This window comes from Sinorhizobium sp. P24N7 (assembly GCF_042436655.1).
GTDB lineage: Bacteria > Pseudomonadota > Alphaproteobacteria > Rhizobiales > Rhizobiaceae > Sinorhizobium > Sinorhizobium meliloti_A.
Window position 1 is genome coordinate 29,703 of sequence record NZ_JBHMIW010000012.1, and the last position, 12,821, is coordinate 42,523.

General features: G+C 58.9%; 9 protein-coding genes and 1 pseudogene. 6 read left to right on the forward strand and 4 right to left on the reverse strand.

Going from position 1 to position 12,821, the window contains the following annotated elements:
- Positions 1 to 138: 138 nt before the first annotated feature.
- Together ACFHWW_RS21015 and ACFHWW_RS21020 are read right to left on the reverse strand one after the other, a co-directional pair.
- Positions 139 to 2,226, reverse strand: coding sequence for a nucleoside-diphosphate sugar epimerase/dehydratase (locus ACFHWW_RS21015; RefSeq protein ID WP_324764629.1), 2,088 nt, complete (start codon positions 2,224 to 2,226; stop codon positions 139 to 141).
- Positions 2,227 to 2,607: 381 nt separating this feature from the next.
- A complete protein-coding gene (locus ACFHWW_RS21020) occupies positions 2,608 to 3,546 on the reverse strand; it encodes a methionyl-tRNA formyltransferase (RefSeq protein WP_324763825.1) in 939 nt (312 codons plus the stop codon).
- Between the two features lie 21 nt (positions 3,547 to 3,567).
- On the opposite strand from ACFHWW_RS21020, the gene ACFHWW_RS21025 reads away from it, so the two are divergent.
- The 6 genes and pseudogenes from ACFHWW_RS21025 (at position 3,568) to ACFHWW_RS21050 (ending at position 9,088) form a co-directional block, all read left to right on the forward strand.
- Complete coding sequence (locus ACFHWW_RS21025; protein ID WP_379940582.1) at positions 3,568 to 4,038, forward strand: hypothetical protein; 471 nt, start codon at positions 3,568 to 3,570, stop codon at positions 4,036 to 4,038.
- Positions 4,039 to 4,169: 131 nt separating this feature from the next.
- Positions 4,170 to 4,559, forward strand: a complete 390-nt coding sequence (locus ACFHWW_RS21030) for a hypothetical protein (protein WP_379940584.1) — start codon at positions 4,170 to 4,172, stop codon at positions 4,557 to 4,559.
- A gap of 151 nt (positions 4,560 to 4,710) precedes the next feature.
- A complete protein-coding gene (locus tag ACFHWW_RS21035) occupies positions 4,711 to 5,583 on the forward strand; it encodes an ATP-binding protein (protein ID WP_164866880.1) in 873 nt (290 codons plus the stop codon).
- A 67-nt stretch (positions 5,584 to 5,650) separates the two neighbouring features.
- Positions 5,651 to 6,589 (forward strand): sulfotransferase, encoded by a 939-nt coding sequence (locus ACFHWW_RS21040; RefSeq protein WP_324763824.1) that lies wholly within the window; start codon positions 5,651 to 5,653, stop codon positions 6,587 to 6,589.
- Positions 6,590 to 6,629: 40 nt separating this feature from the next.
- Positions 6,630 to 8,078: a pectate lyase gene (locus tag ACFHWW_RS21045; RefSeq protein WP_379940586.1), complete on the forward strand. Its 1,449-nt coding sequence runs from the start codon at positions 6,630 to 6,632 to the stop codon at positions 8,076 to 8,078.
- Between the two features lie 90 nt (positions 8,079 to 8,168).
- Positions 8,169 to 9,088, forward strand: a pseudogene (locus ACFHWW_RS21050) (IS630 family transposase).
- 118 nt (positions 9,089 to 9,206) lie between these two features.
- Here ACFHWW_RS21050 and ACFHWW_RS21055 read toward each other — a convergent pair.
- Entirely contained in the window at positions 9,207 to 11,195 is a 1,989-nt protein-coding gene (locus ACFHWW_RS21055) for a polysaccharide biosynthesis tyrosine autokinase (RefSeq protein WP_379940588.1), read from the reverse strand.
- Between the two features lie 314 nt (positions 11,196 to 11,509).
- Positions 11,510 to 12,802 (reverse strand): O-antigen ligase family protein, encoded by a 1,293-nt coding sequence (locus ACFHWW_RS21060; RefSeq protein WP_379940590.1) that lies wholly within the window; start codon positions 12,800 to 12,802, stop codon positions 11,510 to 11,512.
- Positions 12,803 to 12,821 lie beyond the last annotated feature (19 nt).

Here is a 12,821-nt window from a genome sequence, read left to right on the forward strand (position 1 = left end):
GCCGTACACGCGTGCCGCGCGGGGTGCGCCGACTGGTCTGCTGCAAGATCGGCGCGCGACACGGCTTCCGATCGGCGGACTTTCGCAGGCGGCCGCAATGCCGTCCCGATGTATCCGCACCGATCGTGTACGCCGTCGTCACCTTCCGGGCAGGCGGACCTCCGCGCCGTAGCCGCGTGGTGATTTCGCTGCCTTGGCCCTGATCCGGCTCTTCGGCCGCAACGGCGTGCGTGTGCTCGCCGCCGCCGTTTTTAAATCCGCCTCGTGCTCATATCGCGGCAGCAATTCGCGCATGACCGCCACGACGCTGGCCTCGTTGCCACGTTCCGAATAGCGCTGCAGGCGCGCGAACGCGTCCCTCAGCGTCGGCAGCGGAATGGGTTCAGGCACCGCTCCAAGGACGCCCGGCACCGGCGAGCTTATGCGCTTGTCGGTCTCGTCGAAAAGCTCCTCGAAGAGCTTTTCACCCGGCCGGCAGCCGATGATCTTGATTTCGATCTCCTGGTCCGGCGTGAAGCCGGCAAGCCGGATCATCCGGCGGGCGATATCGATGATCTTGATCGGCTCGCCCATGTCCAGCACGAAGATTTCGCCCTGGCCCAGCTGCTTTTCAAAGCCATAGGCGGAAGCCTGCAGGGTGAGTTCAACCGCTTCGCGGATCGTCATGAAGAACCGCGTCATATTCGCATCGGTCACGGTCAGCGGGCCGCCCCGGGCCAATTGACGCTTGAAGAGCGGGATCAGCGAACCGCTGGAACCCAGCACGTTGCCGAAGCGGACCGTCATGAAGCGCGGGCCGAGACCCGTTTCGATGCCGTTCAGGTCGAGCGCCTGGCAGTAGAGTTCGGCAAGACGCTTCGTCGCGCCCATGACGCTCGTCGAATTGACGACCTTGTCGGTCGACACCTGGACCATCGCGAGCGTGCCATATTTCTTGGCGGCGTTGGCGACATTCATGGTGCCGACGACATTGGTGAGCACGCCCTCGCAAGGATTCATCTGCACCATGGGCACGTGTTTCAGAGCCGCGGCATGAAAGACGAGTTCAGGCCGGTGCCGCTCGAATATCTCCTCGACCCGCTGGCTGCGGCGGACGCTGCAAAGATAGCTCCACCGCGGCACTTGGGGGAAGCTTTCCGTGAGCGTCATGTCGATTGCGTAGAGATTGTATTCCGTGTTGTCGATCAGGACGATCTCCGCCGGATCGCAGGCGGCGACCTGGGTCGTCAACTCGCTGCCGATCGAGCCGCCGGCCCCGGTGATGAGTATCCGGCGCCCGCGAACGAGGCGACCGATCGCCTCCCGGTCGAGCGCTGCCTGCGGCCGCTCCAGGAGGTCGGTCAGTTCGATCGAGCGCAGCTCGTAGGGGTTGTCGCCCTTGGCCCGCTTCAGCTCCGTCATCTGCGACAGGCGCGAGACGGCGATGCCCAGCCTTTCGGCGGATCGCAGCAGGCCGTCGGAGGCCTCCTCTCCAAAGGCCGCAGGGGCCTCGGTGAAGACGATATGACGGGGTTGCTTGCCCTGTTGCTGCAACTCCGCAACCACCCCTTCGAAGTCCTGGATACGGCCGGCGATCGGCACGCCGCGCAGGCTCATGCCGATCTGATCCTCGCTTCTGTCGAGGCATGCGACGGGCGTATAAGTCGCGTTGGGATCGCGTGCGAGAGCGCGAAGATAAAGGTCGGCGGCATCGCTCGCACCGATAAGCAGCAGCGGAATTCGGTTGTCGTCCTGCGCGTCCTTGCTGCGCCCGGGCCGCCTCAGCGCGAGTTCCTCGGCGCGGAAGCTCAACCTTGCTGCTGCCAGGAAGGCGATGAGCAGGAGAGACTGCATCGGAACGACGGTGCGCGGGATGTCGGTGAGCCTGGTGGAGAAAAACAGCAGCGTGACGAGCAGCAGGGAGGTCAGCAACACCGCCCGCAAAATGATGAAGAGGTCGGAAATGGAGCCATATTTCCAGTTACGGCTGTAAAGGCCCGAGAGGGGGAAAACGAGTGCGCATATAGCGAGGTATTGCGCACCGGACCAGAACAGCACCGAGGCGGTCTCCGGTCGTGCGGAAAGCTCTCCGACGCCGTAGCGCAGCAATAATGCCATCGCGAGCGCGACGCCGACCGATGCCAGGTCGGTGAGATAGAGGGCAGGATATTTTTGAACGCTGCGGACCGCTCCCCTTATCCGCCTGAAGCCGATATCGAGGGCGGCTCCGCAGATCGCCCAGAATATTCTGGCCGGTGCTCTGCTGCCCCCCTCTCTTCCCAAAATAGTCGGTAACGTCAGGAAATGATTACGAACTGCCTTCGCGGCGGCGTGTATACGCTGCATGACGGCCCCTTCCAATACTTATAAGCCCTACAGCTCCGCCGAACGACGAACGCACGACCCCCAAAGCTCTTATGGTGGCTAAGAACAGTGCGTCTGTTGTGTGTCTGTTCGACCAGCTCGAAAGGCTAGATAAAATGAATTCAACAAAAATAGGCGTTCGCGATCATTCCAACCGCAACGCAAAATTCCTTGGCATATTCGAATACCGTAATAAAAAAGCACGTCTTTAATGGGTTGTAAACAGTTTTCCAGTATTGGCCCAATTATAGTTTTCTACTGTTCTTATGTATTTTGCCCAGAAGCCTGGACCGGCTCCGACCCACCGAGCTTGCCGTGAACCGGGGGCCGCCTGTCCGAGATCCATTTCCATGCGTGCACCTCGATGCATTCCCCGTCGCCGCAAAGCACGATGAACCCTCGCTCCGTATGCGCCTGAATCTGCCCCCTCAGGCCGATATATTGCCTGGAGTTCTCGACCGGGGTTGCCGTATCGATGCGTATTTTCTGGCCTTTGTAGAATGTAAAGGCGCCCGGATAGGGATCTCCGACCGCGCGGATCAGCCGCAAGATGGATGCGGCCGGGTCATGCCAATCGATCCGGCCGTCCTCCGCGGTGCGCTTCGCGCAATAGCTTGCCTCCGCTTCGTTCTGCCCGATCCGGGCCGCGTTTCCCGCTTCCACCTGTGCCGCCGCCACGACGACCATCTCAGCCAGGTTTTCGGTGTGCCTTGTATAAAGACTGCGCGCTGTTTCGTCCGGGGCGACGGGAAATTGCCGCTGTAACAGGATCGGTCCCGAGTCGATGCCGTCGTCCAGCCAGAAAAGGGTCGAGCCCGTTCGTTCCTCACCCCGGAGGATGGTCCAAGGGATGACGCCGCGGCCCCGCAGACGCGGCAAGGCTGCCGGGTGAAAACCGACGGTGCCCGCGCGCGCCACATCCCTGAACGGGCGCCGGCAGACCTGCGACCAGCCGATAACGAGCGAGAGATCCGGGGCGGCCGCTGCAACGGCCTCCAGCGTCGCCTGGGAATTTATGTCTGTCGTGTAATGGATCGCGCTTCCGGCCGCCCGCCCGATCTCCCTGAGGTCCACAAAATCGGAATGGCGCCCCGCCGCTTCGGGCGGCAGCGTTATTACGAGCACCGGTGTGCGCTTTGCCCTTATCAGCGCTTCCAAAGCAATCTTGGAACTCTCGACGGCGCCGATGAATACGATTCGCATGGTCACACCATAAAGCTGAATGTGAAATCACTGACTGCCCTCGAGGGGGACTTCAAAGAAATGCAAGATCAATATCGCCCCATCGAACACAATTGCTACGGGGAAGTCCAGAGTCGTTCCGGGAAAAGCACTTTCGTCGTGAACCCGTGCATTTGCAACAGTTTGGGGAGTTTCGGTGTCGGCGAGGAGGCGTTCGATGCCGGCTGCCTGCAGCCCCTCGACGCAATCTTCTCGCCCGAGGTGCTTGCAGAATCGCAAGGAACTGTATCGGCCCCACCTTCGATAGGTACCGCTTTGCAGGCAAGCATTGGGCTTTGCCTCTCGATGCGGCGACGCAAGTCTCGGCAAATCGGCCGGATTTTGCTGAGTTGCTCCGCGCCCGTTACATGGGACGAAGCCGTCACCTTGTCTCGCAGCAGCAGCGGCGGCCTGGAAACTGCGATGTCTTGCGACATTCGCGTCGTTTCGGAACTCACAGTTTGCCGCGCCTGAGATCAAGCTCGGCTGGATAGGGGGCGGCGGCATGGCGGCACATCTGACGCATTCGATCAGGGCTTCGAATGCTGCTCTCATGCTTCTGACGGGGATCTCGTCAGCGCAAAAAGGGTCTCGCATGGGGGCTGGTGAGTGAAGTGGTCCCGCAAGGGGAGCTGATGGCGCGGGCACGGGCCATCGCAGTGTCATTGTATCGCGGCACCGCGACGGCCAAGGCGAATCTGAAGGCCGCGGTCTCGATGCCACTCGAAAAGGCGATTGAATACGAACGGGATCTGCAGACGATCTGTTTCGCGACGGAAGACGGGGCGGAAGCGCCGGATTTAAGGAAAAGCGCAGCCCGGTTTTCCGGCGCAGATAAACGGCCCGGCGGCATGGGCCGTCAGGACCGAGATCGGAAACATGCGGTGCACAGAATGCTCCGGCGTCTGCGGCCTGAATGGCGGCCGAATAAATCGGCACCACCAGCTAACGTTGCAAATTGCTGCGCCTCGGAAATTATGATACGTCTTGGCTGAGCGGATAACGCCGCCAGTCATTAGATAAGTTTTTGAATATTAAAAACGCATAAGAAGACGCCACGTCGTGGCAAATTTTTTAAGAGGGCGACACCCGCCCTGCGACGGAACGGTATTTCAAGTTCCGAGAAAAATATTCGCTTTTGGTTGAATGGATACGGATTGTCACGCCATGACCGTAAGTGCCAAAAAATTTTATTCATTGAGTTCCAACACGTTCGATCTGGTCTCGGAGTCAGCTTTTTTCGCCCGGTTGAAGATGCGTAATGGCACCTTCAAACTGACTCAGCCGTCCCGATTTCGGGAGCTGGAGGTCGCGTTCCGTCCGTTCATCGCCGAGCGCGCTACTTTCCTCCACGACATCCTGGATGTGGGTGTCTCCACCGGACTGACGACGGTGGAACTGTCAAAATTTCTCGAAAGTTGCGGCGCCGCGGTCCACATTACAGCGACCGATCTATTCGTAGAGGCCCACATCGTCGAATTTTCTCCCGGAATCACGGTCTTTTGCGATCCGGAAGGCTGGCCGCTACAATATGATCTGCGCGGCGTCGCTGTTCGGCCCTGGATCAGAAGGCTTGACTACGTGACGCTGGCATTTGCCCCGCTCCTGTTGGCGCGCGTCCTCTTGCAACCGCGCCTTCGCGACCGCGTACGGGAAGGCAAGAGCAGGCAGGTGCAAATGATCACGCGATCATTGCCCGAGAACGGCAAAATAAATTTCGTCGAAGACGATATTATGAGCCGGTCGCAGCACCTTGCCGGTCGGTTCGATCTCGTGAGAGCCGCAAACATTTTGAATACGAACTACTTCTCGCTGGATCAGATCCGGACAGCAATCGAAAACATCCACTCCTATCTCCGCGGTCCGGGCGCCCTGGTCGTGGTGACCCGAACGAACCGCGCGCAGGAAAACGCCGGAACCTTGTTCGAGCTCAAGGAGGATGGTTCTTTCGCCGCGCTGGAACGCGTCGGGGGCGGATCGGAGATCGAAAAGCTTCTGCTGGACTTCCGGGCATCGTGAGGCGGAGCCATACACGGCCGGAATGGAACGTCGCGGTCTCCCGAAGCGGAGATCAAACTTCTAGAGAATGGAAGGCTTCATGATGCCCTCGCAACCAGTTCGCATCGCTTATATCGCAGGTTACGGACGCAGCGGGTCGACCATACTCGACATTGCGCTGGGACAGCATGCTGCTGTGGTGGGGGCCGGAGAGATAACGTCGCTCACACGTCACGTCTGGCGTCACAACGAATATTGTGCGTGCGGCAATGCAATTCGCGACTGCTCCTTCTGGAGTTCAGTCCGCCGGGAGTGGTCCGCCGGCCAGGAACCCGGACTAATGGAGGAGTATTGCGCCCTTCAGCAAAAGTTCGAAGGGCTTTCGATGATGACGAGATTGCTCGGCGGCATGGGTCTCGGAAAACAATTTTCTCTTTATATGCTTCATACGAAGCGCCTGTTCAGCGCAATGCAGTCATGCTCGGGCCGGCAGGTGATCGTCGATTCCTCGAAGCTGCCGGGGAGGGCGATGGCCGTTGCACAGATACCCGGGATCGACATGCGGGTCATTCATCTGGTGCGTGACGGGCGCGGTGTAGCCTGGTCGTTGCTGAAGGGTTACGAGCGCGATGCCAAATCGGGCTTACAGAAGGAAATCAAGCCGAAATCGGTATTCAGGACAGCCTTGCGCTGGAGCATGGTCAATCTTGCGGTCGAATATCTCTCGCGAAAATTGGGCTCTGAAAAGGTCATGCGTGTCAGATACGAGGATTTCGCGTCTGACCCTGTTGCCGTTATGCAGCAAATCGGGACGTTCCTCGAGCTTGACCTCAGTCAGGTGGGTACATCGCTGCAGAATGGCGAGGCCATGGGGCCGGGACATCAGGTGGCAGGCAATCGGCTGCGCATGAACGCGTCGATCGCGCTCAACAAGGATGAAACGTGGCGAACACGGATGCCGACCCGTCAGCAGGTTTCGTTCGAGCGGCTGGGCGGCTGGATGCTTCGACGCTACGGCTATCGTTGAAGGTCGGTGTCATATTTCTGCGGGTTGGCGGCGCAAGAGCATGACGGTAATCTACCAGGCGCATGACGTAAGGGCATTTAGTTTCACAATAGCGCGTTGCCTGATGCTGGCGGGGTTGGTCTGCGGATCATGGGTCGCCTTCTCGCGGGAAGCTCTAGCCCAGGCGGCACTGGCCGAGCCCCTTTCACCCAAGCTTCCAGACGGGAGACAACGTGCCTTTCCCACGGCCGAAGGCTTCGGCGCCGGCTCTCTTGGAGGGCGGGGGGGCAAGGTGATCTATGTCGTCAACACGAACGAGTCGGGGCAGGGCTCCTTGCGTGCGTGCATCGAGGCATCCGGCCCGCGCATTTGTATTTTCCGCACGGGCGGCACCATTGTTCTTCGCGAAAGATCGCTGGTCGTTCGACATCCATTCCTGACGATTGCCGGAGAGACGGCACCGGGCGGCGGGATCGCCATCCGGAACGGCGAGACGCAAATACGCCCTTCAATCGAAATCGTGACCAATGACGTGATCATCAGGCACATTCGTCTTCGCCCCGGTCCGCATGCCGTGAAGGCTTGCTGTTCCGGAGGCCTCGGAATGTATTCCAACTCGGCGAAGGATATTATGCTTGATCATATCTCCGCCAGTTGGGGATCAGACGAGACGATCGATTCGGAAGACGCGAGCAACTTCACCTGGCAGTGGGGTATTGCGAGCGAACCGCTGCTGCGTGGCGGCCCCGGGAAAGACAAGCGTGCGCGCAACATGTTGTTCACGAAAGGCGGCAACGTCTCCGTGCATCACTCTCTCTTCGCTTTCGGCCAGTTCAGAAATCCGCTGATAAAGATGAAAATTCCCGGCGCCGTCGCGGATGTCGTGAACAACGTGTTTTTCTCGCCGAAGTGGCAATATGTCCTGAGCTTCGGCGATGAATGGGCGCGGATCCAGGCCAATGTGGTCGGCAACTACAAGATCGCTGGGGAAAAGCTGCGAAACGACCATATGGTTCATCTCTTCGAAGAAAGCGGACGCGGGCACGCGATTTACCTGAAGGACAATTACGACGAACCCTATCGCACCGGTGCCAGTCAGGATGACAGCCTCGTTTTAGCCGAGAAACAAAGAAGATTCGTTTCAGCCTCGGCATTTGATGCACCCGCGGTCCGCGCCTCTGCACCCGAAATTGCTTACGAGGACGTCCTGACGGGTGCCGGTGCGACGAAGCCCCGCCGCGACGCCGTCGATCGCCGCATCACCGAGGCGGTCAGGAACCGCAGCGGGCGATTGCTCGTGAACGATCCGCAGGACGTCGGCGGTTGGCCGGACCTCGATGCCGGGGTGCCGTATCCGGACAGCGACATGGACGGTATCTCGGATGACTGGGAGGTCGAAAACGGTACCGACCCGGCAGATGCCAGCGACGGTCGACAAGACTTGGATGGCGACGGATGGACGAATCTCGAAGCATTTCTCCATTTCATGGCGGGCGATACCGTGGACTAGAGTCGGTCAGCCTTAAGCTGAATCGAACCGGGATTCCCTTTTTGTTGCGATTGTAATTCAAGATCATTGCTGGTGCGGAGGGCAGCAATGATGGCGCGACCTCTTTCTCTGATTTACGCCAGCGCGTCGCCGACGCCTTGGCAGGAGGCATAACGGTGCGGGCGGCAGCGTTGCGCTTTGGAATATCAGCGGCGACGGCGGTGCGGATCGGCCAACTCGACCGGTCCGGCCGCGGTTTGGCGCCGGCCAAGATGGGTGGCCATGTCAAACACATGCTGCGGGGCCCGGCGGCCGATGAGGTTCACCGTCGGCTGGCGGCCAAGCCCGATTGGACGGTGCAGGCGCTTGCCGCCGATCTGAAGGCGGCCGGCATCGTTGTCTCTCATGACACCGTTTGGCGTTTCCTGCGCCGCGAAGGTAAGACATTTAAAAAAAAGCTGATCGCCAGCGAACAGGACAGGCTCAAGGTGGCGCGGTTCCGAAGCCGCTGGAAGACCATCAACATCGACTTGATCCGCGCCGCCTGGTGTTCATCGACGAAAAACCAACATGACGCGCACCCGCGGCTGGTGTCAGCGCGGCCAGCCGCTTTTCGCCAGAATACCGCATGGCCATGTGTGGACGCCCCCCTGACGGCATCAATGTGCCACGACCGCATCGTCGCGCCCTTTGTGCTCGATGGCCCGATCAACGGCATTGCCTTCACCGCCTAGGTCGAGCAATGCCTGGCACCAACCCTCAATCCCGGCGATATCGTCATCCTCGACAATGTCGGCAGCCATAAGGGCAAGCCTGCGCGCAACGCCATCCGCGATGCCGGCCCCCATCTGTTCTTCCTGCCGCCTTACAGCCCCGATCTCAATCCGATCGAGATGATGTTCGCCAAACTGAAGACCCTGCTGCGCAAATCCGACGAGCGCAGCGTCGACGCGACATGGAGACGCCTCGGCGAATTCCTCAAAGCCTTCAGCCCGCACGAATGCGCCGCCTATCTCAGGCATGCAGGATAAGTTTCAACATAAACCTAACAGACACTGAGGTCTCCTCATCCTGTGCTTGTGACAGGAACCAAAGATCCAGCAGCGCCGCGTTTGCGGCGCGGGAAGAGTTCTTTCATCCCATGGTGATCTAAGCGACATTCGACGGGCGCGTGATCGAAGGTCTCGCCGCGGGAGCATGAAGCGTGTTGACGTCCGTGTCCGCCCGTTCGGGGAATGCCCCATTGCCTCGGACGCGATGCCAGCGGCCGGCCGGGATGCGCTTGGACGTGATGACGAACCCCCCATAGCGGTGGCGCCTGTGGGTTTCCGGATTGACCTGATTGATCACAGTGCCGATCAGATGCGCATGGTTCATCCGGAGCTGCGTAGCAGCTTCCAGCAGATGCTCTTCAGTCGTTTTGCCCCAATTGGCTATGAGGATCACGCCATCGACAAAGGGCGCCAGCCAACTTGCATCGCCGGAGGCGAGCACCGGCGGAGCATGCAGCACGATGAAGTCGTATCCGCTTTGCTTAAGATCCATGATGAGTTCGCAGAGCTTGTCGGAGTCCAGCGATCTGAATGGTTCCGTCATCACGTGCGTCGCGTCGATGAACCCGAAACCGGGCAAGGTCGGAACGGACTGGACGATCTCGCCTATCACCGCTTGATTTCGGAGATAGCGTTCGATCGGTTCCGGTGAACGTTCCATACTTTTCAGATAGGGAACGTTGTGGCGATTGAAGTCGAGATTCACGAAGGCGGTAGGGCGGCCGTCCGCTGCTGCGGTTGTTGCGATTCCCCAAGCTGTCGACGCGTTTGCGACGTCGTGGACGCAGGAGGTGACCATCACGATGCGGCGCAGTTGCTTCGCGTCGGAGTAGCGACCGGCCATATAAACCGCCCGCTCCGCTTCGGCGGACGTGAAATTGCTCCAGTCCGGAATGCAAGAGGATCGCTTGGCGCCCGGAGAGGTCAGATGCTTCGGGACCTTCGGTATATAGCCAAGATTCGGGATCCGCAGCAGTTGCGCGGCGCGTTGTCCGCTACGGACACGGGTGTCGGTTGTTTCCAGCAGGAGCGCGAGCACGCAGGCCAACAGCGTGGAACCGGCGAATGCCGCCGGAATGATAAGGCCTGGCTTGGGAAACGACGGTGAACTGGGGAGTTCCGCTGTCGATACGATTCGTGCGCTGGGTTTCAGGGACTCGGCTTCGAGATCGGACAGGATTCGCTGGACCTCATCCTCGATCATGCTTCGAATGCCTGCTATCTGCGAATCCGCATCGATCATCTGAGGATGATTCTTGCCGTATTTGGCAGCGAGTTCGGCCTTGCTCTGCAGCAACCGGGCCTCTTCGTTCCGCAGCGTAATCAAAAGCGGCTGTGTCATGCTCTGTCGAAGGAAAGCCACTGCACCGCCGGTGTTAAGCGCGCGTTCCTTGTCCGCGACCCGCTCGTCCTGTTTGAATTCGAGCGAGGCTTCGACATAGAGGGTGGCGATCGTGTTTGCGATTTGCTGGGCGAGTTTCGGATCCTGATTGGTTACGACAAGCCGTACGGCGAGGCTTTCGCCGGTTCGGCTCACCTCGAACTGGGACAGCAGCGCTGAGATCGCGTGATCCCGTTGCGCCCTCACATCCGGTACTACTCGATCGGAAGTCGAAGACCTGCGAATACCGATGAATTCCTTGATGTCGTCCACAAGGCCCTGGTCGTCCGACTTGTCCCCGCCCGGCGCATATGGATTGAAGCTAGGATCACCGATGAGGTTCAACCGGTCCACGATGCGGCCGGCGAACTTCCGCGACTGCAACACGTCCATTTCAGTTTCCGCGGCCGAGCGGTCGCGGTCGATGGACGTCAAAGCTGCATCGGTGGCAAATGGCCGGACATCTTTGCGCTCCAGCACCACCTCCGAGCTGGCGGTATAGGTTTTGGGGAGCGAAAAAGAAACAATTGCGGACAGCAAGGTGCAACCGACGATGATTGACGCAAGAAACCAGAATCGCCTCTTTACCACGGCCCAGAGATCGAAGAGGCCGACTGTAGTCCCACTCTGCTGAGCGGCAAACTCGATGGTTTCTCGGTGATGAGAGCGGGCAGATAGGCTGCCATCGGGAACGAATGTCGTCATGGAAACCTGCTAATATCAAAAAATTTTCTATATTCAGTTACTTTAGTAAAATATTGAATAAGGCGCAATGAATTAGTTCGATGCTGCCAAAATTTACTTCGGCTGCACAAGCACGTTGTATTTGACCAACGCCCTCGGGCATGCCGTGGCGCAGATGAAGTCGCAGATACTATGTCGATACGCCCTGATCAAAAACGAAGGGCGTCACAAGCTTAAGGATACCCCGGATTTCGCGGCACGGCCAGTAAAAATCGTAACCTGAATGTTCTCAGTTGCTGACGGTGCCCGTTTGATTGGGACGTCGCTTGCATGGTTCACTGGGTTTGAGCCTTGGTCGGTCCGACACCTCTCAGCTGCGTAAGGCCCAGTCCGAAACACAGAAGAATCGGCATGGTCCAATATCGCGCATACATATGCGGATTGAAGAGAGCAATTACCAAGAAGACCAGGATTGTCGTCACCACCGCCGCGAGCGCGCGTTTGTCTCCGCCAACCTTCAAAATCGCGAGCGCCAGCAGCATGCCGACGCCCGAAAACATCAACCAGCCGACAAGGGCGAGCAATCCGCCCTCGACCCAGAGGAGAAGATAGATATTGTGAACCGGGGCGCTTTGAACGCTTCTCTCCCGGAATTGATCCGCACCGAGCCCCACGAGCCGGATCTGATCCTCCGAGATTATATGCATCGCCTCCTCCATCAGCGCGGCTCTGGAGAGGAACGTCCCCGCTTCGGATATGTCTCCGGAGGACAACGCGCCCAAAACGCGTGTCTGGAATGTCTTAGGCAGCATCTCCTTACTGCCGAATAGTGCCGCGCCGCCAACGACGATGGCCACTCCAAGTGCCAGTCGCAAGAGCAGCCGCGGCGTCGAAATCATCGCGATGAAGACGGCAAGGCAAAGCGCCGTTGAAAACAGCCCGCTGTTCGAACTCGTCAGGACGACCGTGACGATGACGATCGCGAGAGCGGGCAAAGCGAGGTACGATTTCAGGCGGCCCGAAGACCAGAAAAACAGCAGAATCGGCAGCGTCAGGGCGTTTATCGCCGCGGCAAGGTTTGGGTTGCGCAAAACGGTAGCGAGGCGCTTCCCGCCGGTCACGACGCCCTTACCCTCTCCGGGCACATACCCGACCGTATAGAACGTGATGATTCCGTGAATATCGATGAGAATGACGCTGGCCAGAAAGATGGCGGCCAGCCGATAGGCTTCCCTCGGGTCCTCACGAATGAGGATGACCATCAAGATCAGGTAGGCGAAGAGATATTGCCCCATCACGATCAGCCCGCGTTGCGGACTGCCGTGAAACAGGCTGCCAAGCATGATCCCGATGAACAACAGAGTGAAAGCGCAAAGCCATATCGACGTCGTTTGTTCGAGCGGTTTGCTCCTGATACGCCCGGTGATCAGAAGAAGGAACAGGCTCAAGCAAAAGAAGAAATCGCTGAACGTGAAGAAAAGTTCGGAAAACCGGAATGTTGCGTACGGCGCCAGGAAAACGGCCAAATAGACGACGGCACGTTCGATCGCCGCAAGGCGAAGGTTCTTTCTGCTGGGCTGGCTCGCATAACGAAATTGATGTGCCGTTGTAAAACCGGTTTCTGACACGATCGCCTCACAACTAGCG

What these genes read in the sequence shown, in the direction of transcription:
- ACFHWW_RS21020 (WP_324763825.1), bottom strand. Translation starts at nt 3,546, where the DNA reads ATGCGAATCGTATTCATCGGCGCCGTCGAGAGTTCCAAGATTGCTTTG.
- ACFHWW_RS21035 (WP_164866880.1), top strand. Translation starts at nt 4,711, where the DNA reads ATGGATACGGATTGTCACGCCATGACCGTAAGTGCCAAAAAATTTTAT.
- ACFHWW_RS21040 (WP_324763824.1), top strand. Translation starts at nt 5,651, where the DNA reads ATGGAAGGCTTCATGATGCCCTCGCAACCAGTTCGCATCGCTTATATC.
- ACFHWW_RS21045 (WP_379940586.1), top strand. Translation starts at nt 6,630, where the DNA reads ATGACGGTAATCTACCAGGCGCATGACGTAAGGGCATTTAGTTTCACA.
- ACFHWW_RS21055 (WP_379940588.1), bottom strand. Translation starts at nt 11,195, where the DNA reads ATGACGACATTCGTTCCCGATGGCAGCCTATCTGCCCGCTCTCATCAC.